This window comes from Pseudoalteromonas sp. SW0106-04, assembly GCF_001293805.1.
GTDB classification, from domain to species: domain Bacteria; phylum Pseudomonadota; class Gammaproteobacteria; order Enterobacterales; family Alteromonadaceae; genus Pseudoalteromonas; species Pseudoalteromonas ruthenica.
On record NZ_BCAI01000011.1, the window covers coordinates 124410 to 150894 of the forward strand.

Annotated in this window: 28 protein-coding genes; 10 read left to right on the top strand and 18 right to left on the bottom strand. The window is 47.8% G+C overall.

Features of this window, described 5'->3' with window-relative positions; all coding sequences use genetic code 11:
- Positions 1–2: 2 nt before the first annotated feature.
- Both W04_RS13445 and W04_RS13450 read right to left on the bottom strand, forming a co-directional pair.
- On the bottom strand, positions 3–1055 hold the full coding sequence (locus tag W04_RS13445; protein WP_373432705.1) for a Kelch repeat-containing protein: 1053 nt from the start codon (positions 1053–1055) through the stop codon (positions 3–5).
- A complete protein-coding gene (locus tag W04_RS13450) occupies positions 1048–1521 on the bottom strand; it encodes a TlpA disulfide reductase family protein (RefSeq protein WP_306341153.1) in 474 nt (157 codons plus the stop codon). Before W04_RS13450 ends, W04_RS13445 begins: the two co-directional genes overlap by 8 nt.
- Positions 1522–1755: 234 nt before the next feature.
- Here W04_RS13450 and W04_RS13455 point away from each other — a divergent pair, with 234 nt between their 5' ends.
- The 3 genes from W04_RS13455 (at position 1756) to W04_RS13465 (ending at position 3097) form a co-directional block, all read left to right on the top strand.
- Complete coding sequence (locus W04_RS13455) at positions 1756–2202, top strand: Hsp20 family protein (protein ID WP_022946406.1); 447 nt, start codon at positions 1756–1758, stop codon at positions 2200–2202.
- 64 nt (positions 2203–2266) lie between these two features.
- Positions 2267–2611 (top strand): hypothetical protein, encoded by a 345-nt coding sequence (locus tag W04_RS13460; RefSeq protein WP_045979831.1) that lies wholly within the window; start codon positions 2267–2269, stop codon positions 2609–2611.
- A gap of 9 nt (positions 2612–2620) precedes the next feature.
- A complete protein-coding gene (locus tag W04_RS13465; protein WP_045979830.1) occupies positions 2621–3097 on the top strand; it encodes an NYN domain-containing protein in 477 nt (158 codons plus the stop codon).
- Here the strand turns inward: W04_RS13465 and W04_RS13470 are convergent.
- The 5 genes from W04_RS13470 to W04_RS13490 all read right to left on the bottom strand — a co-directional run bounded on the left by W04_RS13470 (position 3083) and on the right by W04_RS13490 (position 8765).
- Complete coding sequence (locus tag W04_RS13470; RefSeq protein WP_053911181.1) at positions 3083–3598, bottom strand: hypothetical protein; 516 nt, start codon at positions 3596–3598, stop codon at positions 3083–3085. The genes W04_RS13465 and W04_RS13470 overlap by 15 nt on opposite strands.
- Positions 3595–4782 (bottom strand): peptidyl-prolyl cis-trans isomerase, encoded by a 1188-nt coding sequence (locus W04_RS13475; protein ID WP_053911182.1) that lies wholly within the window; start codon positions 4780–4782, stop codon positions 3595–3597. The genes W04_RS13470 and W04_RS13475 overlap by 4 nt, the downstream gene beginning before the upstream one ends.
- On the bottom strand, positions 4782–5801 hold the full coding sequence (locus W04_RS13480) for a phospholipase (RefSeq protein WP_053911183.1): 1020 nt from the start codon (positions 5799–5801) through the stop codon (positions 4782–4784). Before W04_RS13480 ends, W04_RS13475 begins: the two co-directional genes overlap by 1 nt.
- 95 nt (positions 5802–5896) lie before the next feature.
- Positions 5897–7453, bottom strand: coding sequence for a cryptochrome/photolyase family protein (locus tag W04_RS13485; protein WP_053911184.1), 1557 nt, complete (start codon positions 7451–7453; stop codon positions 5897–5899).
- Positions 7446–8765, bottom strand: a complete 1320-nt coding sequence (locus tag W04_RS13490) for a DASH family cryptochrome (RefSeq protein WP_053911185.1) — start codon at positions 8763–8765, stop codon at positions 7446–7448. Before W04_RS13490 ends, W04_RS13485 begins: the two co-directional genes overlap by 8 nt.
- 124 nt (positions 8766–8889) lie before the next feature.
- Between W04_RS13490 and W04_RS13495 the strand changes: the two genes are divergently transcribed.
- Positions 8890–9672: a DUF4124 domain-containing protein gene (locus W04_RS13495; RefSeq protein WP_045979825.1), complete on the top strand. Its 783-nt coding sequence runs from the start codon at positions 8890–8892 to the stop codon at positions 9670–9672.
- Between the two features lie 71 nt (positions 9673–9743).
- Here the strand turns inward: W04_RS13495 and W04_RS13500 are convergent, their stop codons facing one another.
- The 3 genes from W04_RS13500 to W04_RS13510 form a co-directional block, all read right to left on the bottom strand.
- Positions 9744–10922, bottom strand: a complete 1179-nt coding sequence (locus W04_RS13500; RefSeq protein ID WP_045979824.1) for a type III PLP-dependent enzyme — start codon at positions 10920–10922, stop codon at positions 9744–9746.
- A 156-nt stretch (positions 10923–11078) separates the two neighbouring features.
- Positions 11079–12074, bottom strand: a complete 996-nt coding sequence (locus tag W04_RS13505; protein WP_045979823.1) for a DUF4382 domain-containing protein — start codon at positions 12072–12074, stop codon at positions 11079–11081.
- Between the two features lie 60 nt (positions 12075–12134).
- Positions 12135–12728, bottom strand: a complete 594-nt coding sequence (locus W04_RS13510) for a hypothetical protein (RefSeq protein WP_045979822.1) — start codon at positions 12726–12728, stop codon at positions 12135–12137.
- 432 nt (positions 12729–13160) lie between these two features.
- Between W04_RS13510 and W04_RS13515 the strand changes: the two genes are divergently transcribed.
- From W04_RS13515 to W04_RS13540, 6 genes are read left to right on the top strand one after another with little or no spacing between them, the layout of a single operon-like run.
- Entirely contained in the window at positions 13161–13607 is a 447-nt protein-coding gene (locus W04_RS13515) for a hypothetical protein (RefSeq protein WP_138542805.1), read from the top strand.
- A 31-nt stretch (positions 13608–13638) separates the two neighbouring features.
- Positions 13639–14115 carry a hypothetical protein gene (locus W04_RS13520; protein ID WP_053911186.1) on the top strand — a complete coding sequence of 159 codons (477 nt, stop codon included), beginning with the start codon at positions 13639–13641 and terminating at the stop codon, positions 14113–14115.
- Between the two features lie 55 nt (positions 14116–14170).
- On the top strand, positions 14171–14869 hold the full coding sequence (locus W04_RS13525; protein ID WP_045979820.1) for a hypothetical protein: 699 nt from the start codon (positions 14171–14173) through the stop codon (positions 14867–14869).
- Between the two features lies 1 nt (position 14870).
- Positions 14871–15575 (top strand): fimbria/pilus periplasmic chaperone, encoded by a 705-nt coding sequence (locus W04_RS13530; RefSeq protein WP_053911187.1) that lies wholly within the window; start codon positions 14871–14873, stop codon positions 15573–15575.
- Positions 15551–17971 carry a fimbria/pilus outer membrane usher protein gene (locus W04_RS13535; RefSeq protein WP_053911188.1) on the top strand — a complete coding sequence of 807 codons (2421 nt, stop codon included), beginning with the start codon at positions 15551–15553 and terminating at the stop codon, positions 17969–17971. Before W04_RS13530 ends, W04_RS13535 begins: the two co-directional genes overlap by 25 nt.
- Complete coding sequence (locus tag W04_RS13540) at positions 17961–18791, top strand: hypothetical protein (RefSeq protein ID WP_053911189.1); 831 nt, start codon at positions 17961–17963, stop codon at positions 18789–18791. Before W04_RS13535 ends, W04_RS13540 begins: the two co-directional genes overlap by 11 nt.
- Positions 18792–18795: 4 nt before the next feature.
- Here the strand turns inward: W04_RS13540 and W04_RS13545 are convergent, their stop codons facing one another.
- The 8 genes from W04_RS13545 to mrdA all read right to left on the bottom strand — a co-directional run bounded on the left by W04_RS13545 (position 18796) and on the right by mrdA (position 26480).
- The gene (locus tag W04_RS13545; RefSeq protein WP_022946388.1) at positions 18796–19347 is read right to left on the bottom strand and encodes a LuxR C-terminal-related transcriptional regulator; all 552 of its coding nucleotides are present in this window, start codon (positions 19345–19347) and stop codon (positions 18796–18798) included.
- Between the two features lie 107 nt (positions 19348–19454).
- A complete protein-coding gene (gene lipA / locus W04_RS13550) occupies positions 19455–20423 on the bottom strand; it encodes a lipoyl synthase (RefSeq protein ID WP_053911190.1) in 969 nt (322 codons plus the stop codon).
- Positions 20420–21073, bottom strand: a complete 654-nt coding sequence (lipB, locus tag W04_RS13555; protein WP_026111315.1) for a lipoyl(octanoyl) transferase LipB — start codon at positions 21071–21073, stop codon at positions 20420–20422. Before lipB ends, lipA begins: the two co-directional genes overlap by 4 nt.
- Before the next feature lie 12 nt (positions 21074–21085).
- A complete protein-coding gene (ybeD, locus tag W04_RS13560; protein ID WP_022946385.1) occupies positions 21086–21364 on the bottom strand; it encodes a DUF493 family protein YbeD in 279 nt (92 codons plus the stop codon).
- A 157-nt stretch (positions 21365–21521) separates the two neighbouring features.
- Positions 21522–22682 (bottom strand): serine hydrolase, encoded by a 1161-nt coding sequence (locus W04_RS13565; RefSeq protein ID WP_053911191.1) that lies wholly within the window; start codon positions 22680–22682, stop codon positions 21522–21524.
- Positions 22683–22729: 47 nt separating this feature from the next.
- Positions 22730–23497: a septal ring lytic transglycosylase RlpA family protein gene (locus W04_RS13570; RefSeq protein WP_045979817.1), complete on the bottom strand. Its 768-nt coding sequence runs from the start codon at positions 23495–23497 to the stop codon at positions 22730–22732.
- Entirely contained in the window at positions 23497–24600 is a 1104-nt protein-coding gene (rodA, locus tag W04_RS13575) for a rod shape-determining protein RodA (RefSeq protein WP_022946382.1), read from the bottom strand. Before rodA ends, W04_RS13570 begins: the two co-directional genes overlap by 1 nt.
- The gene (gene mrdA, locus W04_RS13580; RefSeq protein ID WP_045979816.1) at positions 24597–26480 is read right to left on the bottom strand and encodes a penicillin-binding protein 2; all 1884 of its coding nucleotides are present in this window, start codon (positions 26478–26480) and stop codon (positions 24597–24599) included. Before mrdA ends, rodA begins: the two co-directional genes overlap by 4 nt.
- Positions 26481–26485: the final 5 nt, after the last annotated feature.

Sequence of the window (26485 nt, forward strand, 5' to 3'; positions counted from 1 at the left end):
TCCTAAAATGAATATCGATAAGGGGTGACCACGTCGAGCACCTTTTGCTTTTCGCCCATGCCGCCAATGCGATAGGCGGTGCCTTGGTGACTCAGTAAACCCCGGTGGTCCATGGTGCCCTGTTGGGCATGCTCTAAACGTTGCCAACGATTAGAATCAGTATCGAAACGCCATACCTGATTTGACGGCGAACTGGGTTTACCATTATAGCCGATACCGTTGTAGTTATAAGGGTTAGGGGAGCCCGCCATAAACACCAGCTGGCCATTGATTGTTCCCGCTGCCATACGATAATGACTCTTGCCGGTGGGGTGGCTAATCATACGCCAATCAATTTTTGTTGGCTTGTCGGGGTGGATGATCCCTTTAAAACATTGGGCTTTGCCATCGAAGCCTCGGCGTTTATCAATATAAGTAACGGTTTTTACGCCATCACACACCACCATGATATTACCTTTAATTGCACCGGCGTGACCAAATACCGGCTCGCCTAAAAATGGCGACGCTTGTTGCCAAGTATTATTAGCAATGTCATAGACTTGTACTAAGTTCACGTTGCCATCATTGTGCCAGCCACTGATCAAGTAGATAAATTTGTCTTGGTAATTCAACGCAACGCTATCATCGACAGGCACCGGCATATCCGCTAGGCGCTGGTAGCTGTTGGTTAGCACATCAAAACGATAGGCGTCGGGCGCTGAAATTTCACTGTGGTCGTCGGCCACGGTATAGCCACCAAAAACATAAGCGTATGGACCGACCCCCACAGCAGTCGCCGCCAATCGGCCTTTTAATTCGGTACTGGCGGGAACACTTTTTTGGCCTTGCCATTGCCCCTGGCCAATTTTTAATGCCCACACTTTATTGTGCACGTCCTCGTGACTTTTCCCAGCACCTAACCCCATGAAGCTAATAAAATAAGGCCCTTGTTCCGTTGTCACTTGGGCGACCGCATTATTGGTCACTGGCTCGGGTAACGCTGGCAGGGCTTTTGTGGCCCACGTTGGCGCGCAGAGCATGCTCAGCGCCGCGACAAAGCAATGTCGTTTATTCATCTCTACCTCGGTATTTTATGCCTAATTCACTGGAGTAGCCCATAGAGCGGGCAGTTATGCGCAGTGATTCATCAATAACATAATAGGTTGGGAATGCAGATATTTTATATTGCTTAGCGGTTTGTGCGCTACCTAAAAGTATGGGCATGGATAAAGAGAGGTCAGCGACAAAATCTTGTACTTGTTGCTCACTTTGATAATCAAGGGCAACGGCCACAGCGTTAATATCGCCATCATCCATTGCCGATTGTAAGTTAGGCATGGACACCTTGCAGATAGAGCACCATGGCGCAAAAAAGTATACCACGGTGGTTTGCCCCTGGAGTTCTTTGATGCTGTATCGCCCCTGTTCATTGAGTTGTGTTAAGGCAAAGTAAGGCGCGGGGGTGTGATCGGTACTGAGCAGATTGCGCTGTTGAAATGCGCTGACAGCAAAGAAAACGATCGCAATAACAATAATCTGCAATAAAATTTTTTTTCATATTTAACTTAAAATTCATAGGCTTAATAAATTAGACCGGATAGTGGCAGAAAAAATTTTGCATCTTTTTCTTGAAAATAAAGACGCTGTCCATACATCAGTTAGTGAGGACGCCGGAAAGGGTCCCAAACTAAGTAAACTTATTGATTTAAAACGTAAATGTTACTTGTTCATCGTGAAAAGTAGCAACTAATATCGCTTAATTATGAGGATATCATTATGCGTACAGTAGATTTATCACCACTATATCGTTCATTCATCGGTTTTGACCACCTTGCATCACTTATGGATGCGGCGGCACGCACCGATAAGCAGCCAAGCTACCCACCTTACAACATCGAGGCATTGGGTAAAGACCAGTATCGTATCACCATGGCGGTGGCTGGATTCAGCGAAGATGAGCTGAGTATTGAGTCAGAGAACAATACTCTGAAAGTCGCCGGTATTAAGGCTGACAAAGACGACAAGCAAGAGCGAAAATTCATTCATCAAGGTATTGCTGAGCGCAACTTCGAACGTAAGTTCCAGCTTGGCGACCATGTTAAAGTGCTCGGCGCAGGGCTTGAAAACGGGCTCCTAGTCATTGACTTAGAGCGAGAGATCCCTGAGGCCTTGAAGCCACGTAAAATTGAAATAGGCTCTGGCAATTTGCTTGAGAGCAAATAATTTCTAGTCATTCTCCCTGTGTTTACGCCGCCCAACCGGGCGGCGTTTTTGTGTGGATAAACCGATGCGTAAAACTGATAAGAAAAAAGACAACACACTGCGCAAAGCGCTGACCCGCTTTTGTAATGAACATTGTGAGCCGTTGTCAGGTTTTGAGTGGCTGACCCACGTTATTGATTGGCAGCGAGCCGACAACATCAAAGTGATTGTGGTGTTCACCACCGATGAACAGTTACGTTCCTTTTTAGGCTCACAAATGCGCCCGCAATTGGAAGCGCAGTTGATGGCGGTGCTCAAGGCCGAGGACTTAGCTATGCACAACCCGAAAAAACAGATAGTCTACGACACTGAACAGCAGTGCAAAGTAGGCCACAATGGTAACTGGGCACGGCGATTAAGCCACCTTTAGAGAGGATCTATGCCTACAGCGGCCATTTTTGTAGATGTACAAAATATATATTACACCTGCCGTGAGAGCTTTGCGCGCAATTTTGACTACAACGCCTTTTGGCGCGAGGTAAGCGCTAAGTACGAAATAGTCACCGCCATCGCTTATGCCATTGATCGTGGCGATAGCAAACAACGAGAATTCCAAAATATCCTCCGAGCCATTGGCTTTGAGGTCAAGCTGAAACCCTATATTCAGCGTGCTGATGGTTCGGCTAAAGGCGATTGGGATGTGGGCATCACCCTTGATGCTATGGAGCATGGAACGCAAACGGATACCACCATTTTACTCTCTGGTGACGGTGATTTCGATATGCTCGTCGCCAAACTACGTCATGAACGTAATAAGCGTGTCGAAGTATACAGTTGTGCACCGTTGACGGCGACATCTTTGATCAATGCCGCCAGTCATTTCCGCGCTATAGACGATACGCTATTGTTGGGCTAATTGCTCTTCCAACTGTTGCTTAGCTTGCTCTAAGGCGGCAATTTTATCCCGAGCAAACTGCAGCTGTTCCGGCGAGATGCCTTCTCGCTCTCCCCGCGCTAGCCAAGTTTTAAGGAGCGCGACTTTATCTTTTGCGGCACTGATATAGGCGCGTTTAAAGTCGTTATGTTGGCGCTGTTGGTAGCGCTGGTAAGCTTGGTGATCGTGCAAATCACCTTGATATGCGTCGGCTTGTTGCCGGTCTTTGGCGATAGGAGGCACATATTCCGGCTCTGTGATAGGCGCTTGAGCGTTTATCTGTTTAGGGGGGCCAACGGCTTGCGAACGCTGTGTTTTACTCTGGCGAGCAGAGACCGCCTCTTCGGCTGCTACAGAGGGGGTATCATGCACTGGCAGCAAGGTGGGCGAGTCGCTGCGGGCTTTGACAGCCCCAGCATCAGCGCTCAAATACCAGGCTATAGCGCCTATGAGCAGTATTAAAATCACTGTGACTCGTTTCATCCGGCTGCCTCCATGTGCGCGCGCCACGCCTTAAATTGGGCTTCATAGTTCTGCTGTGCCTGCTCCTTAGCGAGTGCCTCAATGGCCTGGTAACGCACCGTTTCACTGTCTTTAGCATAGTATTCATAGGCTTTTTCCGTGCTCATTAGTACGAGCCACTTGTTTGTAGGCGTGCGTACTGGGCGCGATAAGGTATGTGTTGCCAATGTGAATGCCAGCTGCTTGGCAAATACCGGGGCGCTGTCGTTATCGCGACTTAATACGCCATTTTGTTTGCCGAATACGTTTTCTTTGTCGCCCATTGCGCTAATAAAACCCTGACTTTTGGCTTGTTGATAGAACTTTTGCGCTTGCTCATGCTGTTCAAACTGAACACCGTAAGCTCGTACTTTGGCAATATAGCGAAAGCGCTCGCGGTGACGCTCATAATAGGTAACGATATCTTGCTCTTTGATGTCCTGCTTGAGGCGCTCCAGCTCACCACTGCTGCCATGCATGGTTTGTTGTACGCCGAGCTCGGTTAACAGGCTAGGGCGAAGAATATCTGCCAAAGCGATGTCTTGTAGGCGCTCAAAGCTGAGCTGATGGCTCTTGAGCAGGGGGCTCACCAATAGGGCGCTTTGGCGAAATCGATGCCAACGTTGCAACTCGCTATGAAAGACGGACATGTCACCTTGATGCAACTTATATTTTATCTGCATCGACATGCTCTGGTAAAAATCTGCCATGTTCAAGGTGTTGGATAATGCCGTGGCATCCAGTAGCTTGATGCCTGCGAGCTTATTCACGGTGGCTTGATTGAGTGCACCATCGGCCGGGTAGTTCCCCAGTGTGCGGCGTAACCAATCATCATTGTAAGCAGGGTTAAGCGCCAACGGCGCTATGGCATTGTCGTCTAACCAGCCTTGAGCCTGCCAAGCGCTCAGTAAGTAGCGGCGCACATGATAGTGATTGTTGAAGCCCACGGTAGCTTGGCGAACCACTAATGATGGAAAACGCTGATGTGCTTGGTGTAGCAAAAAAGCATTCTCCACCAACCTTTGACGGGTGTGCGCCGCTAAATCGGCACTGTGTTGTTGGTATACAGTGCGCATAAAGCGCACTTCAGCATTGCTCGGCAGTTGCGAGAATGACGAAAAAGATAGGCCAATAAGGCCTATCCAGATAAAAACCCTGAACCCCATTAACGCTGCTCCATGGCATGGTTAAGCAGGTGCACGACCATGGCAATAGCATGAGGAATAACAAGGCGTCCGGTGTTGACCCGATCGTAGTGATCTTCAGAGTTAAGTACGATGCCGCCTTGAGCGTAACTAAACGCCCCCCCTTGCGTGAGGAGTGGGCGAATATCTTGTTGTTGTGGGTCAAGGGCGCTAAAGCTATCCATTGCATCACGCACTAGGCGCATATCATTGAGCTGCTCTTGGTCATAATAGTCTTTTACCCAACCTTCCCAACTAGAGTGGTTAAGTGCTGAGGTTGTCCACGTATGATGTGGTTGCAATAAGTCTGTGGTGTGAAAGACAAACCCTAGCACCTGCGGGTTGCCGCTTTGCAGGTAGCTTTGATACCAGTACTGGCCCAGGTTATCTAAAGGTTGGAAGGGCATATCCTCAAAGTCATCGTACATGCTGTATTGTGAGTGACTATCGATACGGTAGTTACGCTCGGTGACGCCATAGCTATTGTATTTGCTACTGTCGGCATTGAACCAACCGGTCTCACCACCTTGACCATCATCGAGGTAGTCCCCCTTGAGCCACGTAGCGGCTAGATTATCAACATCACCCCAGACCGTGAGCTTTTGGTAATTGTAGCCACCAAAATCATTGCCGTGCACATCGGCACCTTGGCTGTGATTCTGAAAGTGCCAATAACTGGTGTATTTAACGATGCTCTTCGCAGCACCCCAAAGTGGCGCTTGTACGCACGACCCAGTTATTGCACCGCAAAAAAAGGTATCCTCAAAGTCATCCACATCATAAGCTGACTGGCCCAGTAAATCGGCGAGAATGTCCACCGACATATTGTTTTGTTGTGCATACTGCTCAAGCTCAGCATAGGCTGTGGTATTCGGATTCTGCTGCATATAAGCAACGGCATCGATAACGATACGCTTATGGGTCTCTTGGCTAAAAGCATGTGCTTGGCTGGTGGCCGCACTTGCTATCAGTAGTGCGGCAATAAGGTGTTGTTTTTTCATAATGTTCCCGTTTTTTAAATGGTAAGTGTATTAAAATGGGAACGTCTTACATTGAGGTTACATAAAGGTTAATTATTTGATCTATTTTTATGTCTTTATAATTTCTCCACATTATCGATGCACCACTGGGCTCGTTCTAACACCTGCTGTTGCTGGCGTCTATCTTGTTTATCCCAATTTCGGTAGATCATACCGATGCGGTGATTATTCCCAAAGCGCTCACGGTGGCGAACCATAAAGTGCCAGTAAAGACTGTTAAACGGGCATGCCTTCTCGCCCACTTTTTCGCGAACGTTATAGTGGCAGTGTTTGCAGTAATCGCTCATTTTGTTGATGTAGTTGCCACCACTGCTGTAAGGTTTGGTGGCAATAATGCCGCCGTCGGCAAATTGGCTCATGCCCCGGGTGTTGGGCATTTCCACCCATTCAATGGCGTCTACATAAATACCTAAGTACCAGGCATCGACGGCATCGGGGTCAACGCCAAGTAGTAAGCAAAAATTGCCGGTGATCATTAAGCGCTGAATATGGTGGGCGTAGGCATAATCAAGGCTTTGACCAATAGCATGGCTAAGACAGGCCATATTGGTTTTTCCATGCCAGAAAAACTCTGGCAGCGGCGACGAGGCCTCTAAAGTATTTAACGAACTGTATTTGGGCATGTTAGCCCAATAAATCCCACGCACATACTCACGCCAACCTAGGATTTGTCGAATAAAGCCTTCTACCTGAGCCAGGGTGATAGCGCCATCACTTTGCTCATAGGCCGAAGTGGCCTCGTTGATCACTTGCATGGGGTGCAGCATTTTACTGTTAAGCGCGAATGATAAGCGGCTGTGATAAAGGCTCCACTGGCTATCACTTTGACAGGTCATGGCATCTTGAAAGGTGCCAAAACGAGGTAGTAAGTGATCACAAAAATAGCGCAGTAACTGCTTGGCCTGTTTGCGGCTCACAGGCCATAATAGCGTATCGCTGCCTTGACCTATAGTACTTACCTTATGGCGGGTGATGCGCTCTTTGATACTGCGCACATCGTTGTCAAAGCATAGTGGCTGTGGCAGCTCGGTGAGGTCTTGTTGGGTTAGCTTATTGCGATTTTCTTTATCAAAATTCCACCGCTCCCCCAAAGGCTTGTCGCCCTGCATCAACACCTTAAAGCGTCGGCGCATTTTACGGTAAAACTGCTCCATAGTGTGATGCGTATCGGCCTGAAAGTAATCGCTCAGCTCATTAAAGCCCAACAAGAAGTGCTCGCTATCATAGGCATTCAAGGTGATGTCTGCACCGAGATTTAAGTCGCGCAGTTGCTCATATAAGCGATACTCATCAGGCAGTTGGTAGCTGAGGGTATTGGCATTAAAGCGCTGCACCTGCGTCTTGAGTAGGTGCGCTAAATCATCGTAATCCTGTGTATCATCGAGAGTCAGATGAAGAACACGGTGCCCAGCTAATTCCAGGGCTTCGGCAAAGCGAGCCATGGCAGCAAAAAAAGCACACACTTTTTGGATATGATGCTGGGTATACTGCATTTCTTGGTGTAGCTCAGCAATTATATACAGTACATCGTCGCTCTTGTGCTCAAACCAGCTATGTTGCGCATTTAACTGATCGCCGAGAATAAGGCGGATTTCTTTGTAGTTTTCACTCATGAGTCACGCCTTTTTGGGGCCAGCCGGTGTAATCTTGATAGTCGATATCGCTTTGGCTCGCTTCGCCTTGCCAACGGCTAATAAACTCGCCATCGGGATCAAATTGCTGTTGCTGTTTCGCTAGATTGAAATGACGGCCGCCACGAGGGTCGGCCCCTACGCCCGCGATATATTGCCAATTGCCATAGTTGCTGGCGCTGTCGTAATCAATCAACATACGCTCAAAATAAGCGGCGCCATAACGCCAATCAAGATTGAGTTCGTTGACAAAGCAGCTAGCAACAATTTGTCGGCCCCGGTTGGACATCCAGCCGGTGGTATTAAGTTCATGCATCAGGGCGTTAACCAACGCATAGGGGGTGTTGCCTTGACACCACGCTTGGTAGCGTTGGGCGTAAAAACTGGTTTGTGGCTTAGCGCTATTGGCGCCTGCAAAACAATATAACTGCTTACCTTGTTTAATAGCCAGCCACTGAAAGTACTCGCGCCATAATAGTTCAAAGTAAATCCAGTACGTTGACTCGTTGGCACCGTGCTGTGCTTCATAGTTACGCAATTTGCTTAGCATCAGGCGTGCACTTAAAGCGCCGTTTGCTAACCAAGGTGACAGTGCCGTCGAAAAGTGCTGACCTTGAAGCGCGTTGCGCGTTTCTTTATAGCGACTGGGTGCCTCCGTAGCAAAATAGTTCTCAAGCGCGTGCGCAGCGCTTTGTGCAAACCAAGGCGTGAGTACAGAGGTGGATGCATCATCCTGGAGATAAAGGTTTTGCCTAACGGGGACGCTAGGAGCAAGCTGTGTTGGCGCTGCAAGCGGTTCATCGACACTTAGCTCAGACTCTACGGCTTTGCGGAATTGACTAAAGGTGCTAGGTAGCTCATCCACAGGGCCTGGGAGTTGTGCCAAGGTGAACAGCGTATGATCATGATCTTGAATCAGCTCAATAGCCTTGTAGCGGTCTTTAATATGAGCGAGAGCCATTCGTTCATCCCAGCCATGCTGATGCCCTACGCCTAGGTGAGTGATGTCATGAACGCCAACCAGTTCGTCGAGTGTCTTAAGATTATCAATGCAGCACAGTGAGTGATGATAAGGCGCTAGCGCTTGGCCTAGGTGGTGTAGCGTTTGCTCAACAAATTCAGTGCGCGCAGGCCCTTGCTCTCGAGCATTATAAATGGCGCGCGATGGCACAGTGAGTGTATGCAACGGACAATACGCCAATATAAGCCGATCAACTTGTGAAGATAATCGCCTAAGTGTCTGATTGTCTTCTAATCTCAGATCGTGATAAAAAAGATAGAGCCCCGTTTTCATGGTGCACCTCGGTTATTACGAATACCGCTGTGGTACGTTTGAACGCCGCACATGGATCCTTCGCATGTGGCTATGCATCAGCTAGACTTGAGATAGGTACGCGCTCTGGCGCTTAGGAGAAAAAATGATTCGCTTGTTTGTTTTAACCGTGTTTACCGCCGCTTTACCGGTGAGTGCTGGCACCACAGTATATCAATGCACCAAAAATGGCACTGTAGAATTTTCGCAGCTCCCTTGTGGTAAGGACGCCAAGCCAGTGGTGGTTAATACCATTGCCGCCGACACTTCAAGCGCAGCTAAGCCACAAAGCGACAGTGATATTGAGGGGTATATACGCAATCAGCAGGCGGATAAAGAAATTGCCCAGCACCGTGATAAAATAGAGACTTACACACGTCAAATGCAAGAAGAAATTGCGCGCTTGAAAGATCAGTCAGATGCCCAAGTTAATAACCTCACTGGAGCTGAAAAAGATCAAGCTATTGCCAAAGAAATGGAGGCGGTGAGTAAGCGTTATCAAGCGTTGATCGATCGGGAGCAAATGCATATTGACCGTTTGCTGGCCCAAAAAGAGATCTTTAAAGACAGCGCAGCAAATGCCCCAGACAGTATCGACAGTTTTATTCGCTTGCAGCAAATTGACCGCGATATGCGCCAGCACCTGGATAAAATTGACACCTATCACACGCGTTTAGACAATGAATTAGAAGCGCTGCAAGGGGAAGCGGCGCAAACTCCGGATAACCTCGTTGATGCTACTTATGACAATGCCTTGTCGCAACGTATGTCAGCAGTGACGGCTAAGTACACCACCTTGATTGATGTTGAACAAAAAGGGTTGGCGCGGCTATCTCAAGAGCGCGCCGAATTAATGCAAAAAGCTAAGGAAAACAAAGACACGAACTGATGCCCGCCAGCGCGGCTGTGAGACTCGCGCTGGTAGAGTAAAATTAGCTTTTGAACTTCAGCTTTAGAAGACTAACCCAATTGCGCCATGCTCAGTGCACTATCGACACTAATAACAGGCGCTTTAGCGAAGAAATTAAAATCAGTGCTCGTAGTCCATGTGTAAGCGCCCATATTAGCGGTAAACACTCGCTCGCCATCCTGCAGTTGCGCCATATTCACATGCTCTGTAATGACATCTATGCTATCGCAGGTTGGTCCCGCTAAAACACACGGCTGCTCCGGGGCTTGGTGCAAAGTGTAAAAGCGTTGCGCAGGCTCGCCGTACACGCGGCCGCTAAACGCACCATATACGCCATCATCCATATAATACCAAGGCTTACCGCCGCGCAGGCTTTGGCCCATCACACTCATTACGTGCACCATGGCCGAGGCAACAATATAACGACCAGGTTCTGCAATAAAATGGGTGGTTTGCGGCCACTGCGCCAACGCTTCGCGAATGGGTGCACAATAGCTATCGATATCAATATCAATGTTGTCGTTTTGATAACTCACCGGAAAGCCACCGCCAATATCCAATGTATTCATGGCAGGCAAACCCGCGCGTCGAGCTAATTCAAAGACTTCTTTACATTGCTCTATTGCTGCCACGTATTTATGAGGGTCGCGTGTTTGTGAGCCTACATGGAATGACAGCCCACGCACGCGAATACCCATGCTGTGAGCTTGTTGCAACAATGGCAAAGCTTGTGCTGGTGTTACGCCAAACTTTTTCGACAAATCAGCAGCCGCATCTTCATTTAAGAAGCTTAAGCGCAGTAATAGCTCAACCTCATGGTTATAAGGCGCAAACTTATGTAACTCATTGGCACAGTCGAATACAAAGGTATTGCACCCATAAGCCAAGGCATGCTCAATATCGGCCACGCGCTTGACCGGGTGAGTGTGAATGGTTTTACTTGCTGGCACAGCACACTGAGCCACCACATCCACTTCACCATTGGTCGCAAGGTCAAAACTGCCGCCCAGCGCGTCTAAGGCGCGCACCACATCCGCATGAGGTAGGGGCTTTAGAGCATAGTGTAAAGTCACTCCCGGAAGCGCAGCATGAAGCGCTAGGTAGTTTTCGCGAACACGGTCAATATCCAGCACCAGTAAAGGGGTACCGTATTGATTGGCAAGTTGGTCGGCTTGTACGAATTGCTCGGTAAATGAGTGAGCAGGAGCTCGCAAAGAAGAAACAGACATAATAACTCCAAAATTGAATTTGGATAGTTACTCTTCGCCTTGGCTGGGGGGCTGTACTAGGATTGGCTATCGAATTAAAGTGGCGCAATAATAGTTAAATTATCGCGCCATGCAAGCAAAAATTTAAAATGTTTTTAGTCTTTAATTTTCAATAGCTTACTGGGCTATATCAAAGGTAACTTGAGCGTCTTCACCGCTTGTCACCGTGACTGTCTGTTGCTGATACAGCGTAAACGACTGATCGAGGATTTCGGCGTCATCAATGTGTGCAGCGCAAGTATAAGCTAGCTGATATTCACCTGGAGCGACAAAGCCGATTTCGAACTCATAACGTTCATCTTCCTCATCGAAGCTTACGCCACCGGTCGCGATAGGTGCGTCAGCCGCAACCGTTTCACCATCAAGATACAAATCTTTAGGCTCACTGACATCGCTATTATAGAGATATACGGCATGACCAAAACCGCCGGTGGCAGGCGCGATATCTGCATTGTCAGTTTCGCAGTTTTGTACCAACTGCTGGCTAACTACACCCTCGATATCTTCCACTTGGGCAAGGTTTTCTAGGCGAATTCCTGTGGGTTTAAGCTTAACTTCGTTACTGTTACTTGGGTTGACCAACGATTTTTTCAGGTCAAACTCAAGCACGAAGTCGTTGTCACCACTGACCAAAGTGAAGTCATTTATTTGAATTTCACCGATGCCGTCATTGCCCTTACGGGTGACAACAAGTGGCACGACAGTGTCATCGTTATAAACCAGATGTGAAGTCATCTCGATATTGGCCATATCGCCATTGACTATATCAGCGCGTAGCCATTCATAGTCACCGGCAGCAACAAGCTCATTATCGATAAGCGCAAACACATCATCACCCGTGTAGTCCAGTAAGTTTACCATCACGGGTTGATCTGGGTTCTCTTCAGAGCGAGTCTCAAAGGTTGGCATCTCACCATCGCCCGCGTTCAAAGTAATGCTGTCAAAGGCAACCCACACTGCTTTAACGTTACTTACCGGCGCATCAGATACGCCTAACGAGAATTCTGCTTGTGTCGGCTCCGGGTTGGTGATGTTGTCGTCATTATCGTCCGAACCCCCACAGCCGCTAAGTAAAACGGTGCTAATTGCACTCGCAAGAATTAGTTTATTCATTAAATGTACTCCGTCAGATTGCACACTTATCTAGCGTAGCAAAGTTACCTGAACACTGTTTTAACTGTGTGCTGCGAGGGAGTGATAAATCTCTTGAAAGCCTTGTTTGTGGTTGTTAAACAGGAACTGGCGGAGCTGTTTTTTGTTGGTGTTACGTATAAATGTGACGGCAATGAGTGAGCCTTGTTGCCGTGCTTTTTGCATCTCCAATTGCATTGGCGGATAGTCTGGCAGGATTAACTTGGCTGTGGCCCTTTGTGGCGCATGCTTGATTTGCTCAGCATCAATCACCGCTCCAGTAGAGGATAAAGAATGAATAGGAAGCTTTCGCCCGTCGTCGGTGAGCAAGTAAATACTCTTGGGATTATCAAAGCGCCAGCTGCGGTGCTGGCCAAGAGCCTCGAAAATTTCTGGTGCTTCCAGCGCGGGCTGTAAATCACCGTTTGCGGTTAATGACAGCGAGAGAGGAAACCAAAGTTCAAAGTGCCCGACCTCTGCCAACATACATAACCCAGGCTGCTCAAATAGGGAGGCAACATAATCCGGTAACTCCGAACGAAGGGACAAGCCGGTGGTGTTAACATCGTCGCCTTGCAACGTGTTTTCGCTAAATACCTGCTGGAAAAAAGCCAGCTCTTGTTCGGTGAACTCCATCTCTGTACCCCAAATAACCCTTTGCGACTATAAAAAAATAAAATCAAATATGCAAAATTTGGGCGCAAATTTAGCAGACACTCGCTGAACGTTTAAAGAACAACAAATTATAACCTAGAGCGTTATTCTAATTTTTGAATTAAATTGAATTAGTTTTGCTTAGCTTGCTTTGTGGCGAATGTCTTACAAAATTTTAAAAACAGGCAACTAGAAGACTGATTTATCGATATTTATAAGCCCGAAAAATCCCCGTTATACACCCAAGTAAACGGCCGTTTAGGAAAATGTTTAACGTTCATAAACGTGCTTCATCATAAACAAACGTTTTAAATCCCCAAATCTCAGTTAGTCTTTTCATCGTTGTTTGAAGCACACCAATAACGGGTCAGGATGCGAAAGCAAAACGTGATAAAAATCTGTAAGTTGGCGCTAATGCTAGCAAGTTTAGGTAGCTCCATAGCCACCGCAAATGAAGTTAGTCTAGCCATGTATGGATATATAAAAGCCCGTTGTTCCGTTGCGTTTCATCAACATGATGTTGAGTTGAGCAATACAAGGTCCTCTCAGGCTGAATTGGATTTACGCTGTAATTCACCCATGACCCTAACGCTTTATTCTCAAAATGGGGGGTTAAGCCATCATAACAATGATGTGTTAGTGCCTTACCGAGTGACGTTGACCGTGCCGAAAGCCAAACGGGAAACAGTATTTTCAGCCTTGCAATTGAAGCAAGGAAAGGCGATTCACTTCGAGCAGGTGTTGTTCTCTGAACGCGCTTCTCTCGCGGTACAGCTGCAGCAGCCATTGGTTTTTGCCGGGCGCTATAGCGACGAAATTCGTCTTGAAATCACGCCTGACCTTTATGGTCGAGGCCTATAACGATTATTATTTAAGCAAAAGGACATTACACATGAAAACAGTACTTATCTCTGCTGCGATTGCTCTGACTCTTAGCGCAACGGCGCATGCTTCAAGTAGCCTGAATCTTAACGGACAAGTTGATTCTGTCTGCACCGTTTCTAACTTGACCAACAGCCAAACCTTCTCTTCTTTAAGCTCTGGTGCGACAGCGATGTCAGACGTGACATTGCTATGTAACGATGCTGATGGCGCGACTGTGAGCCTGACTTCAGCAGAAGGGAACCTGCAAAATACCGACAATGAAAACCGTGGTATTGACTACAAAGCCTCTCTTACTGCTGGCGCCGTTGCCCTAGAGTTAATGGCCGACACCGGTGAAAACGAGAAACGTGTTAGCGTTGATGTTGACGGTTCAGAAGAGCTCGCTCGCGGCGTCAATGGTCAAATTCAGCTAGAGCTATTAGAAGATGCCTTGTATGCAGGCACTTATTCAGACACGCTGCAAATTGCTATTACTGCGCGTTAATCCAATTTCCATGTTGAGTTGGGCAGCCTTCGGGCTGCCTTTTTAGGTTTATGTTATGAGAATTGTACTGCTTACTCTTTTACTTTGGATAGCCGCCCCAGTTTGCGCGTTCCAAGTACAGCCTATGGTGGCCGAGCTTGCGCCTATGGGCAAGCAAGCGCAGCGTAATATGCGTATCGTAAATATTGAGGATACGCCTCTGACGGTGGAAGTCAGTGCTAAGAACTTGGTCATTAACAGCCAAGGTGAAGAGCAACTCACCGATAATGACAGCGACTTCTTAATTCTGCCAATGACGGCGGTTATTCCACCAGGGCAAGCGCAAACAATCGTCGTGCGTTACATTGGTGAGCCGGCGCTAGCCGCATCGAAAGCGTACCGTATTGTCATTGACCAAGTGGCTCTGCCAAATCAAGCGCAGTCCTCTGTAGGTATGGCTCTGAGCTTTCGTACTTTATTTAATGTGGCTCCTGAAGACGCTAAAGCAGATCTTGCAATTACTGACATCCGTAGCGACGAAAAAGCGTGGCAGGTCAATATCAGCAACTCAGGTAACAAGTATATTCGCCTTATTAAAACCAAATGGATACTACAACAAGGCGAAGAACAACGAATAGTACAAGGTCCAGCGCTGTCTGCGGCTTTGCAAACCAGTTTTATTCCTCCTAATAGCGCGCGCGTGATTGGGTTTACGCCTCCTGCTGGGTTTAAAGCTGAAACGACAAAAGTGCGCATAGAGCCCTTGAGTCACTAGTATGGCTAAGTGGTTGTTGCTGTTTGGCACTCTGATCACGAGCCACCTGCTAGGTGCTGTCGAGGTCACACCCATGGTGCAGCATATTAGCCATAAGCCGGGGAGCCGTGGTTATTTTGTTATTCATAACCCAAGTAATCGTGAGTTTGCGTTTGAGCTGGGTGTTGAGCGTATTCACTTTCAAGATCAAGGTTATAGTTCGAGCGAAAGTGATGACCTGATGGTTTTTCCGCCAGCAATGATTTTAAAGCCAGGGCAGTCGCAGCGTGTTCAGATAGTGGTCGACAACATGCCAGCTAACGGTGTAGAGGCTAGTTACTTCGTGCGGTTATTGCAGCAGCCGCTGATATTATCGCAGCCACAACTGCAGATGTTATTAGATATTAATGTTGTTGTGCACTTGGATGTAGCGGGTGCAGGCAGTGATGTGCGCATAGTGGACTCGAACATTACTGCGCACAATGCAAGCTTAACGCTTCATAACCAGGGAAACGCGAGAGCATATCTTAGTTCACTACCTCTGGTACTTATCAGCGCTGATGGTGAAAAAGTTCTTTTACGCGACACTGATATTGCGCGGCTCTCTGAGGACAGCTTATTGCCCGCCAAGAGCAGCCGCAATATTAGCTTAAGCTCGCAATGGCATCAGTATTTACTTTCAAAGGCAGTAGGGAAGGCGCCATGGCGGCTCGCGTTGCGCCAGTAATTAGCCTGTGCTTATTGTTACTGATTGGCTGCTGTTGCTCCGTTGCTCATGGGGCGCTGAATCCAACAGGCCAAGACCTGGATTTGAGTGTGGAGCTTGTCGTAAATGGTGCTAATTTGAGTGTGGTTGATATTCGCATTGCAGCAGATGACACCATTTATGTTGATAGTGATGAGTTTATACACGCGCTAACACCACTGGTACTGCCGACAATCACAGGCTCATTAGCGCAGCCACAGCAAAAATGGTTACCGTTGTTTGCATTACGTGAGCAGGGCATTCGCGTGCAATTCGATATGAGTCAGTTTCTGCTCGTGACCTCTATTGATCGTCAGCTATTGCAAAGCCGCACGGTGTCAGCGGCGCAACAGCAACCGTTCTTAGAAGCGCATAAAATGGCTCCCTACAGTGGTTACCTTAATAACTATCTGAGCGTTATTAAAGAGCAAGCATCCAAAGAGAACCTCAGCGCGGAGCAGTTTACTTGGCGCACCGAGCTTGCACTGCGAGCTCATGGTTGGCTGTTGGAGTCAGAGCAGCAACTTCAACACGGACGCTCGGCTCGGGCGAGTCGATTAGGAACTCGTGTCAGCTATGACTATGCGGATATAGGAGCGCGCCTTAGTCTTGGTGATAACTACGTACTCGGTGGCTATTTTCAGGGCAGTGAGTCGAGTTTAGGCGTTGCTTTTGTTAAAAACTTTGCGCAAATTACACGCCATTCTCCACGTCCCTCTGCCTCACAGAGCTTCACTCTTGAGCGCCCCTCCAGCATTGATGTGATCGTTGAACAGCGAGTCGTAAAACGTTTACAGCTTGGTCCCGGAGTCTACACGCTTGCCGATATACCGTTGCAAGAAGGCAGCAATGATGTGTCGTTAAAAATAACGGATGATGCGGGTAAAGTGGAGGTGATCGAGTTTGATATTACCACCGGCTTAGATTTGCTCGCCCAAGGCGATTTGCAACTGCAAAGTTTTGCTGGTGTATTAAGTCAAGCCTCAGCAACGGGGTATGACTACCTTTGGCAGCAACCCTTTATTAGCGCAAGCTTTGACTATGGATGGTCGCCTAATCTAACCCTAGGCGCTGGGCTGCAATGGCATGAGCAAAGTGCGCAATTGAGCGCTCGAGCTACCTATGCAATGCCGTGGTTTATTGCCGCCAGCGAATATGCGTTGAGCCATCACTCACACTTAGGAGCTGCACAGGCCTACCGAGCATCTTTACGCAGCTACCGGTCTAACTCTGGCAGCGAATTTCAGCTCGGTTACGAATATGTAGCGAAAGCCTACACTCCGCTGCAGATAAGTACTGTTAAAGTGGCTCGCTCATTGCCAGTGCAGCACCAGTGGCAGTTTGACTACAGCTATGTATTCGATAACGCCAACACAGTTAACTTCTCCCTCAATGCGCAAAAACGTCATCAACAAGGTAGCAAGAAGCAATCTTGGCAGCGCAGTGCCACTTTGAGTGTAGGCGGGCATAGTTGGCAGCAAGGTTGGTCTTGGCGAGTATTTACTGGAGTTCGTGATGAGGGTCAGCGAGATTACAACTTAGGTTTCAACATTAGTTATCAATTTTCTCAAGGTAAGCGCCTACGTTTGTACGCACAACAGCGAAAACACCTTGAGCGCTTAGAATACAGTTTCCAGGGGAGTGCTCAACATATTGGTGTGAGCCAATTCACCGCTGGTATTGAAAACAGCATTGATTATCAAAGCGCCGTCGATGTGAGCATGCGATACAATGGCAACCGTTTTGGTAGTGCACTGGATCATGGCAGCTTTTATAAGCGTTTACAGGCTGATGAAGGGCGGCATCAAACCCGTCTTTCACTCTCAGCGGCCTTGGCGTTCGCGCAAAATCAGTGGGGAGTGGGACGTACAATTAACGATAGTTTCGCGTTAGTCGATACGCACTCGAGTTTAGATGGGTTAAAGGTACGTTTGACCGACCAAGGTCAAGCAATACGCGTTAAAAATGATGGCTTAGGGAACATGTTGCTGCCTGATCTTAACGCCTATAGCCAAGGTGGAGCGGCGGTAGATATTCCTAACTTACCCATTGGCTATGACATCGGCACGGGGTTATTGCGGTTCTATCCACACTATCGCTCTGGTCATTACATCAAGGTCGGCTCCAGTGCCAATATTACCGTGATGGGAACACTTATTGATGACGATGAAACGCCCCTTGCTTTAACCGTGGGTGAAGCGGTATGTGGTGATGATGTGAAAGCTTTTTTTACTAATCGTCAAGGACGTTTTGCCATCACCGGCATGAAACCGTGTCACTATCGCATTCGTTTTGATGATACCCACTTACCGAGTGTCTCGCTGGAGGTTGAGGATGAACAACAATTGCAAAGAAAAGGGGTGATTTATGTGCGTTAAATGGGTGTGTTTAGTATTAGCGCTTGCTGCTTTGCCAAGTACAGCACAACAAAGCTGCACGGATATGCAACTGCACATTGAAGAGCTCAGCGACACCTTGGCAAGCTATCGCTCTCAGAGCACGGCGCAAGCGAGCTATCGATTACGTATTACTCCCAGGCAACACCAAGAGTGTGAATTTCAACTCAGCTTACACTCTCAGCAGCAGTTCCGCCTACATGGGGGTAAGGCGCGCCTTAGTTACGATGTGCACAACGACCAAGGTCAGGCACTGGCGATGCCCATACATGTGCGCGGCGCTCAAAGCACCATTATCAATCTCAAATTAAAGCGTCAACAACCAGCACCTGCTGGGTTCTACGAAGATACTCTGCTTATTACCGGGCACTTCCAAGGGCAACTAATAACGCAAGCAAATGTGGTGGTTGATACTCATCTGCCACAGCGCTTTTCGTTGACCTGGTTAGGACACAATGCGCGCCAAGCGAGTGTCAATCTTGGTGAGCTGCGCAGTAACAAAGAGTATCATCACCTTCCTAGTTTACAGGTGCGTAGCAACACTGACTTGCGGTTATTGATGCGCTCACAAAACCAAGGGTATTTACTGCATGATACGCAAAAACCTGCTTGGCGTATTGGCTATTCGCTAGCTGTGGCTGGGCGTTGGTACGATCTACAACATGTGCGACAATTGCCAATCGCTGCACAGCAGTCAACTCAATTGCTGCCACTGGCCATTCGCTTACAAGATTTTGAACGTCAAGTGGCAGGCCGATACAGCGATATTATTTACTTTCGAGTAGAGCCTCGCGAGTTGTAATTGTTCAGGTCAGATGCTGCTGCGACCAAAGCATGGCTTGTTGTTTGTTTTTCACACCGATTTTTTGATAAATCTTATGTAGGTGAACACGCACGGTCGCATCGCTGATGAATAATCGCTCGGCAATGCTAATAAGCGGCATTCCAGAGGCCAGTAACTTAAGTACCGTCATTTCTTTTTCGGTCAATAGAGACTTTTGGCTTTGCTGGTGCTCTTCTGTGGCTAGGTAATGGCGCATCCAGTGATCCGTTACTTTACGTGGGAACCACAGCTTTCCTTCAGCAATGGCTTGCAGGCCTTGCATCACCTGCTCATCAGTACTTGGGGCAATAAAAACACCGCGCAGATTAGGCCAACGTTTAAGGTGGCCGAAGTTCATATCGCTGGGCACATTGGCTATGACTAAGTGCTTTAACTTGTTTTGATGCATAAAGCGGGTAACGGAGGTTGGGTCAACTAAATCACTGATTACTTGATAATCAAGTAATAGGGTATTGAATTGTGGGTAACTGCTGATTAGTTGGGTGGTCGTGTCCTTGACGTGCGCTGAAGTCATTTATCTCTATCCTTATCTTAACGACTTGCAACGGATACTAGCACATTTGTATTAGGGATGTGAATAAAGAAGGGACGCGTCACAATGCCATGACGCGTCGTAATCGCTTATTTAACTTCTTTACCTGCTGCTTGTTGGTCAGCATGATAGCTAGAGCGTACAAAGGGACCACAGGCTGCTTGGGTAAAGCCGATGTCATCTGCGTACGCTTTTAATGCGTCAAATTCCACTGGTGGCACGTAACGTTTTACCGGCAGGTGGTGTTTCGAAGGCTGTAAATACTGGCCTACTGTGAGCATATCAACGTTGTGCTCACGTAAGTCGCGCAGCACTTCTTCTATTTCGCTCATTTCTTCACCTAACCCTACCATTAGGCCTGACTTGGTGCGCACCTCAGGGTGTGCTTCTTTAAAGCGCTTTAATAGCTCTAAAGACCATTTGTAGTCTGCGCCTGGACGAGCCAATTTATAAAGGCGTGGGGCTGTCTCTAAATTGTGGTTAAAGACATCTGGTGGTGTCTCGCTGAGGATCGCTAATGCTCGGTCCATACGACCACGGAAATCTGGCACTAGAATTTCAATAGTAATGCCCGGGTTGTGCTTACGAATCTCGCGAATACAATCGGCGAAATGTTGAGCCCCCCCGTCACGTAAATCGTCGCGGTCTACCGAGGTGATCACCACGTAGTTGAGCTTCATGTCCTTGATAGTCAGTGCCAGCTTTTCTGGCTCTTGAGCATCAGGTTTCAGTGGACGACCATGAGCGACATCGCAAAACGGACAACGACGCGTACAAATGGCTCCTAAGATCATGAATGTGGCGGTGCCGTGATTAAAGCATTCAGAAAGGTTAGGGCAGCTCGCCTCTTCACACACGGAGTGCAAGCCGTGCTTACGCATTGCCTGTTTAATGCCATCAATGCGCTCGTTAGATTTAGGTAAGCGGATTTTCAGCCACTCTGGCTTACGTAGCATTTCGTCTTTTTCAGTCGGTAGGACTTTGACCGGGATAAGTGCCATTTTCTCAGCGTCACGTAATTTTACACCCGGTTGCATTCTTACTGATGATTTCGTCATTCTTTCGCTAACCCTTGTTGATACTCAACGTGTTCGGGGTTGAGTCGTTTAATTAATTGCTCGACAAGCCCTTGACCGGCTTGCTCTGTGGACTGAGGCCCATTTAAATCTTTACATTGCACCATTTGCATACCCGCATAGCCGCACGGGTTAATGCGCAAGAAAGGCTCCAAATCCATATTGACGTTCAAAGCCAAACCATGGAAGGAGCAGCCTCGACGCACGCGCAAACCTAAGGAGGCAATCTTGGCGTCATTAACATAGACCCCAGGTGCATCTTTTTTGGCGTAAGCGTCGATTCCATATTCACCAAGACTGTCGATAATACTGTCTTCTAGCCAGGTAACCAGGTCGCGTACACCGATTTTCAATCTTCGTAAGTTGAAAAGTACGTACAGCATTTGCTGTCCTGGGCCGTGATAAGTGACTTGCCCGCCACGGTCTACTTTGACCACTGGAATGTCACCGGGCATTAGCAAGTGCTCGTCTTTGCCTGCTTGGCCTTGCGTAAATACAGGCTCATGTTCTACCAGCCAAATTTCATCGGCACTGGCCTCGTCACGGGTGTCTGTGAAGGTTTGCATTGCCTGCCAAATAGGCATGTATGGGCGAGAGCCCAATTGGCGTACTATTAAGGTGCTCAATGTCAGTCCTTAAAAGGCTTACAGAACGTAGCGTACATCATCAATGCTACCTAATTCAGTATAGATAACTTCGATATGCTCTTTTGATGTCACCGTCGCAACTAAAGTCACTGACTCATAATTACCTTTACTGCTCGGTTTCGTTTTTGGTGCATAGTCGCCAGGGGCGTGCTCTTGCATAACCGTTAATACCTGTTCCGTCAGGCTCACGTTAGCAAGACCCATCACCTTAAATGTGAAAGGACAAGGAAACTCTAGATATTCATCAAATTTGGTATTTTTGACCGGTTTGACCACGACAATAAACCCTCTTAACTACAGACGACGGTGTGTTTAAAGTATACGGAGCAAAGCTCTTAATAGTGCGTATTCTAGCATTTTTTAAGGTAAAAAAAACGCCCCAACAAGTGGGGCGCTCGGTAATGCGTGATCCGCTATAACAAATCAGCGGCGATTACATGATTTGTAAGCGCAAATAGTCGTAGATCTTGCTGAAAAAGCCACCTTCTTCAATACTTTCCAGTGTTACCAGTGGGTAGTTAGCCACATCTTCACCGTCAAGTTGTAAGTACAAAGTGCCTACTTTGGTGCCTTTCTCTAGTGGCGCTTCAAGTGTCGTATCGAGCTCAAAGTTCGCTTCTAGGTTCTTCTGTTGGCCACGAGGGATAGTGATAGGCGTGTCTTCTAAAATGCCTAACGCCACAGTCTCTTTGTCGCCCATCCAGATGCGTTGGTCGGCAAATTTGTCGCCAGCTTTATACGGTGTGATGGTTTCGAAAAAACGAAAGCCGTAGTTAAGCAGTTTTTTGCTTTCCACTTTACGTGCACGCTCAGAGCTGGCACCCATGACCACGGCTATTAAACGCATATCACCCTTAGTGGCAGAAGACACTAAGCTATATCCGGCTTCGCTAGTGTGACCAGTTTTAATGCCGTCTACGTCGAGGCCTTGATCCCACAGCAAACTATTGCGGTTAAATTGTTTGATACCGTTGTAGGTAAAGTCTTTTTCTTTATACAGCGCGTATTCGTCTGGCACATCACGGATAAGTGCAGCACCCAAGGTCGCCATATCCCGAGGGGTAGTGAAATGCTCGTTGGTATCTAAACCATGGCTGTTGATAAAGTGGCTGTTATCCATGCCAAGCTTCTGTGCGTGGGCATTCATGAGATCGGCAAATGCCGATTCACTTCCCGCAATATGTTCGGCCATCGCTACACACGCATCGTTACCTGATTGAATGATGATACCGCGATTTAAGTCTTCAACGCTTACTTGCTTACCGACTTCGATAAACATTTTTGATGACTCTGGGAAATTTTTCGCCCATGCATTTTCACTGACGGTCACCATATCTGAAGGGGAGATGTTACCGGCATTAATTTCTGTACCGATGACGTAGCTTGTCATCATTTTCGTCAGGCTAGCGGGTGCCAATTTAGTGTCGGCTTCGCCTTCGGCGATCACCTTGCCCGTTGTGAAATCGACAAGAAAGTGGCCCTTAGCGTTAACTTCAGGTGGAGCCGGAATGATCTGCGCTTGAGCGACAAACACTGAGCTTGCACACAGTAATCCGCCTAGGCCTTTGAGAAGAGAATGTTTAATTGATTTCATTATGCTTTTAAATATATTTTAGGTGAAAATGCGAATTGGTTAATATCTTAAAGGGCATGGTCATCATAAAGCAAGAAAGCTTGGGCGAATTGGCCACTTTTTAATTGCTTCAATAGCGACTGTGCCTGATTTTCATCAGTTATTGGACCTAAGCGTAAGCGAAAAATTCCATCATTTTGCTTTTTTATATTCGTTGGTACGTGATACTGCTGCTCCAATTGATAAGCCAATGCTTCAATATTGGCGAGTTTTGAGCCCGCAGCGACTTGAATATACTTAGTACGAGGTTTTGCGTCGGCAAGGGTAACTGCTTCGAGCTTAACCCGCGCTGTACCTTGGCGGTGATAGCCGAGTTTGTAGGCCGCTGAGTATGATAAATCAATAATCCGGTCGTCATGAAACGGGCCGCGATCATTGACGCGAACGATCACGCTTTTGCCGTTATCGAGGTTGGTCACTCGAACAAAGCTGGGCAAGGGCAGGGTTTTATGGGCTGCGGTCATGGCGAACATGTTGTAGGTCTCGCCATTGGAGGTGTGATAGCCATGAAACTTGCGGCCATACCACGAAGCAATCCCTTGCTGTGTAAACCCTCGTTCGTCAAAAATAGGCACATAATGGCGCCCACGAACTTCATAAGGACGATTTGCAGCGGCACTTTTGGGTTCATCGGTGATCACTGCATCTTGCAGCTCCAGCGCGGTAGGTTGACGTAAAGGTGCTGCATCATGGCGCATATGATAGCGCCCCGAAGGCGTACTACAGGCACTTATTAAAAGTGTTATAAGAGTAAGAAAAAGCGCACGAACTGCCATTATTTATTTAACATCCGTTTTTCTGTGGCAATACTCATAATAATGCCAAAACCCGCCATCAGAGTCACCATTGAGGTGCCGCCATAACTGATCAGTGGCAAGGGGACGCCTACGACAGGTAATAATCCAGACACCATACCGATGTTGACAAACACATAAACGAAGAAAGTTAGGGTTAAAGCCCCTGCGAGTAACTTACCAAAGGCTTCTTGGGCATTCACGGCGATATAGAGGCCGCGAGCGATAATGAATAAATACACCCCTAAGAGGATTAACACGCCAATTAGGCCAAACTCTTCACTCAATACTGAGAAGATAAAGTCGGTATGACGCTCGGGTAAAAACTCCAACTGTGATTGGGTGCCTTGCAACCAGCCCTTGCCTTCTATGCCGCCCGAGCCAATGGCGATTTTTGACTGAATAATATGGTAGCCAGCACCGAGGGGGTCGCTTTCCGGGTTTAAGAAAGTAAGGACTCGCTGCTTTTGATAGGCGTGCATACCATAGTGCCAAAATAAGGGAGCGCCGGCGCCAACGAGCACAGCCAAAGAGCCAATCAGCTTCCAGCTTACACCGGCCAGAAACAACACAAAAATCCCCGAGCTGGCGATCAGAATAGATGTCCCCAAGTCTGGTTGTTCTTTAATTAGCAAAGTGGGCACCATGACGATAACCAGCCCGATAAACAAATGCCCCAAGCGAGGCGGCAGATGATTGCGGCCAATATACCAAGCAACGCCCATGGGCACCGCAAGCTTCATAATCTCTGAAGGCTGAAAACGAATACCAATGTCGAGCCAGCGCTGCGCGCCCTTGGAACTGACACCGACAAACAACACCGCGATAAGCATCAAGGTGCCCATCAGATATAAAGGCACAACAACACGCTTTAACGTAGGTGGAGAGACCTGTGCAAACACTAACATAGCCACTAGAGCGCCTCCCATCCGGGTGCCGTGGCGCATCATCATATTCCAATCTTGGCCGCTAGCACTGTAGACGATGCACAAGCTTGCGAACATCATGGCTAGCAAGGCTAAAAACAGTGGCAGGTCGATATGCACGCGTTGCCATAAAGAGTTGTGCTGATGTAATGGCGTCATTGCGATTCATCCTGTACTTCGCTGGCAATGGGGTTCGCAAGGAAATAGTAGTCCATTACCTCGCGGGCGATTGGAGCGGCCACCGAGCTGCCACCGCCACTGTTTTCAACAATGACTGTGACAACGATTTGCGGGTCGTCAAAAGGAGCAAAACCAACGTAAATGGCGTTATCACGATGGCGCTCTTTGAGCTTATCAGCGTCGTAACGCTCGCCTTGGGCAATACTCACCACCTGTGCGGTACCCGTTTTACCGGCTGGATCATAATTAGTCCCTTTGAATGCCTTATGCGCCGTACCTGTGACTTTTTTCACGGTATTATGCATGGCATCTAAGGCAATTTGCCAATGCTCAGGCTTTTGTAATTTTACCGGTGGCTTTTCGTCGTCATTAACGGTGGTAATATCGCTATCACGGCGTAATTGATGAACTAGGTGGGGCGGATTGTGTACGCCGCGATTGGCCATGATGTTGACGGCGTTAGCAATTTGAATCGGGGTTGCTGTCCAATACCCTTGACCGATTCCTACAGAAATCGTATCGCCACGCCACCAAGACTCGCGAAAACGGTCTTCTTTCCACTCCTTGGAAGGCAAAATAGCCGTCGTTTCCTCGTGGATATCAATACCGGATAAATCGCCAAAACCAAACTGCGCCATAAAATTACTAATTTTGGTTATGCCAGCACGATATGCGATATCGTAAAAGTAAGTATCGCATGACTCTTCTATGGCTTTATAAACGTCGACATGGCCATGACCCCAGCGCTTCCAGTCGCGCCATTTGTGTTCAACGTTGGGAATTTGGAAAAAGCCAGGGTCCCACATTTTTGTTTCTTCGGTCACCAACCCCTGCTCTAAGCCAAAAATCGCCATATGTGGTTTGATGGTTGACGCCGGGGCATAGCGGCCTTGGGTAGCACGATTTATAAGCGGTCTATCGGGGTTAAGCAGGGCTTTGTAATTAGCTGAGCTGATACCGTGAACGAACAAGTTAGGGTCATAGCTGGGGTTAGAGTACAGCGCTAAGATGCCTCCCGTTTTTGCATCTAACGCGACAATGGCACCACGTTTATCTTTTAATGTCATTTGCGCGATTTGCTGCAGCCCAATATCGAGGGTCAGCATTAAATCTTTACCGGGCACCGGAGGCGTTTCCTCAACGCGACGTAATACTCGGCCTCGGTTATTAATCTCCACCGATTGCGAGCCTACCTGACCATGTAACTGCGACTCATAAAACTTCTCAAGCCCGAGCTTACCGAAATCCCGGGTGGCGCGATAATTGGTGGCCAAGCCTTGCGCTTCCAAGTTGGTTAGCTCTTTTTTATTCAGTTTGGCAACATAACCAAGAGCATGAGTGAGGGTATCACCGAAGGGGTAGTACCGGGCTAAGCGGGCCTCGACACTGAATCCTGGGAATTTATGTTGGTTTACGGAAAATAGCGCTACTTCTTTGTCATTCAAACGGCTTTTTAGCACCTGGCTTTGGAACCGACGGTTGTGGCGGATATCGTCGAGAAACTCTGCACGTTGCTGCTCGCTAATATTGAGTAACGCGCTAATATCGTCCAGCGATTGTGTTAGGTCATCCACCTGTTCAGGGATCACCTCAAGGTTATAAACCGGCTTGTTCTCGGCCAGCAAAGTGCCGTTCCTATCGTAAATTAAGCCTCGGTTAGGGGCCACAGGCAATACTTTAATTCGGTTATCGTTGGAACGGGTTTGATAGGTTTTGTGCGCTACCACCTGTAGGTTGTAGAGATTCGAAATTAAAATGGCGACCAGAATAAGAACAAAAATAAAAGCCGTAAAAGAACGGCGCGCAAACAAATTGGCCTCGGCGGAATGATCGCGGATAGGAGTGCGTTTACGCAGCATAAAAA

Coding starts and splice junctions, on each gene's coding strand:
- W04_RS13515 (WP_138542805.1), top strand. CDS start 13,161: ATGCTAGCAAGTTTAGGTAGCTCCATAGCCACCGCAAATGAAGTTAGT.
- W04_RS13445 (WP_373432705.1), bottom strand. CDS start 1,055: ATGAATAAACGACATTGCTTTGTCGCGGCGCTGAGCATGCTCTGCGCG.
- W04_RS13490 (WP_053911185.1), bottom strand. CDS start 8,765: ATGAAAACGGGGCTCTATCTTTTTTATCACGATCTGAGATTAGAAGAC.
- W04_RS13520 (WP_053911186.1), top strand. CDS start 13,639: ATGAAAACAGTACTTATCTCTGCTGCGATTGCTCTGACTCTTAGCGCA.
- W04_RS13470 (WP_053911181.1), bottom strand. CDS start 3,598: ATGAAACGAGTCACAGTGATTTTAATACTGCTCATAGGCGCTATAGCC.
- W04_RS13530 (WP_053911187.1), top strand. CDS start 14,871: ATGGCTAAGTGGTTGTTGCTGTTTGGCACTCTGATCACGAGCCACCTG.
- W04_RS13460 (WP_045979831.1), top strand. CDS start 2,267: ATGCGTAAAACTGATAAGAAAAAAGACAACACACTGCGCAAAGCGCTG.
- W04_RS13465 (WP_045979830.1), top strand. CDS start 2,621: ATGCCTACAGCGGCCATTTTTGTAGATGTACAAAATATATATTACACC.
- W04_RS13475 (WP_053911182.1), bottom strand. CDS start 4,782: ATGGGGTTCAGGGTTTTTATCTGGATAGGCCTTATTGGCCTATCTTTT.
- rodA (WP_022946382.1), bottom strand. CDS start 24,600: ATGACGCCATTACATCAGCACAACTCTTTATGGCAACGCGTGCATATC.
- W04_RS13570 (WP_045979817.1), bottom strand. CDS start 23,497: ATGGCAGTTCGTGCGCTTTTTCTTACTCTTATAACACTTTTAATAAGT.
- W04_RS13485 (WP_053911184.1), bottom strand. CDS start 7,453: ATGAGTGAAAACTACAAAGAAATCCGCCTTATTCTCGGCGATCAGTTA.
- W04_RS13565 (WP_053911191.1), bottom strand. CDS start 22,682: ATGAAATCAATTAAACATTCTCTTCTCAAAGGCCTAGGCGGATTACTG.
- W04_RS13455 (WP_022946406.1), top strand. CDS start 1,756: ATGCGTACAGTAGATTTATCACCACTATATCGTTCATTCATCGGTTTT.
- W04_RS13510 (WP_045979822.1), bottom strand. CDS start 12,728: ATGGAGTTCACCGAACAAGAGCTGGCTTTTTTCCAGCAGGTATTTAGC.
- W04_RS13545 (WP_022946388.1), bottom strand. CDS start 19,347: ATGACTTCAGCGCACGTCAAGGACACGACCACCCAACTAATCAGCAGT.
- W04_RS13480 (WP_053911183.1), bottom strand. CDS start 5,801: ATGAAAAAACAACACCTTATTGCCGCACTACTGATAGCAAGTGCGGCC.
- W04_RS13540 (WP_053911189.1), top strand. CDS start 17,961: ATGTGCGTTAAATGGGTGTGTTTAGTATTAGCGCTTGCTGCTTTGCCA.
- W04_RS13495 (WP_045979825.1), top strand. CDS start 8,890: ATGATTCGCTTGTTTGTTTTAACCGTGTTTACCGCCGCTTTACCGGTG.
- W04_RS13505 (WP_045979823.1), bottom strand. CDS start 12,074: ATGAATAAACTAATTCTTGCGAGTGCAATTAGCACCGTTTTACTTAGC.
- W04_RS13500 (WP_045979824.1), bottom strand. CDS start 10,922: ATGTCTGTTTCTTCTTTGCGAGCTCCTGCTCACTCATTTACCGAGCAA.
- mrdA (WP_045979816.1), bottom strand. CDS start 26,480: ATGCTGCGTAAACGCACTCCTATCCGCGATCATTCCGCCGAGGCCAAT.
- lipA (WP_053911190.1), bottom strand. CDS start 20,423: ATGACGAAATCATCAGTAAGAATGCAACCGGGTGTAAAATTACGTGAC.
- W04_RS13535 (WP_053911188.1), top strand. CDS start 15,551: ATGGCGGCTCGCGTTGCGCCAGTAATTAGCCTGTGCTTATTGTTACTG.
- W04_RS13525 (WP_045979820.1), top strand. CDS start 14,171: ATGAGAATTGTACTGCTTACTCTTTTACTTTGGATAGCCGCCCCAGTT.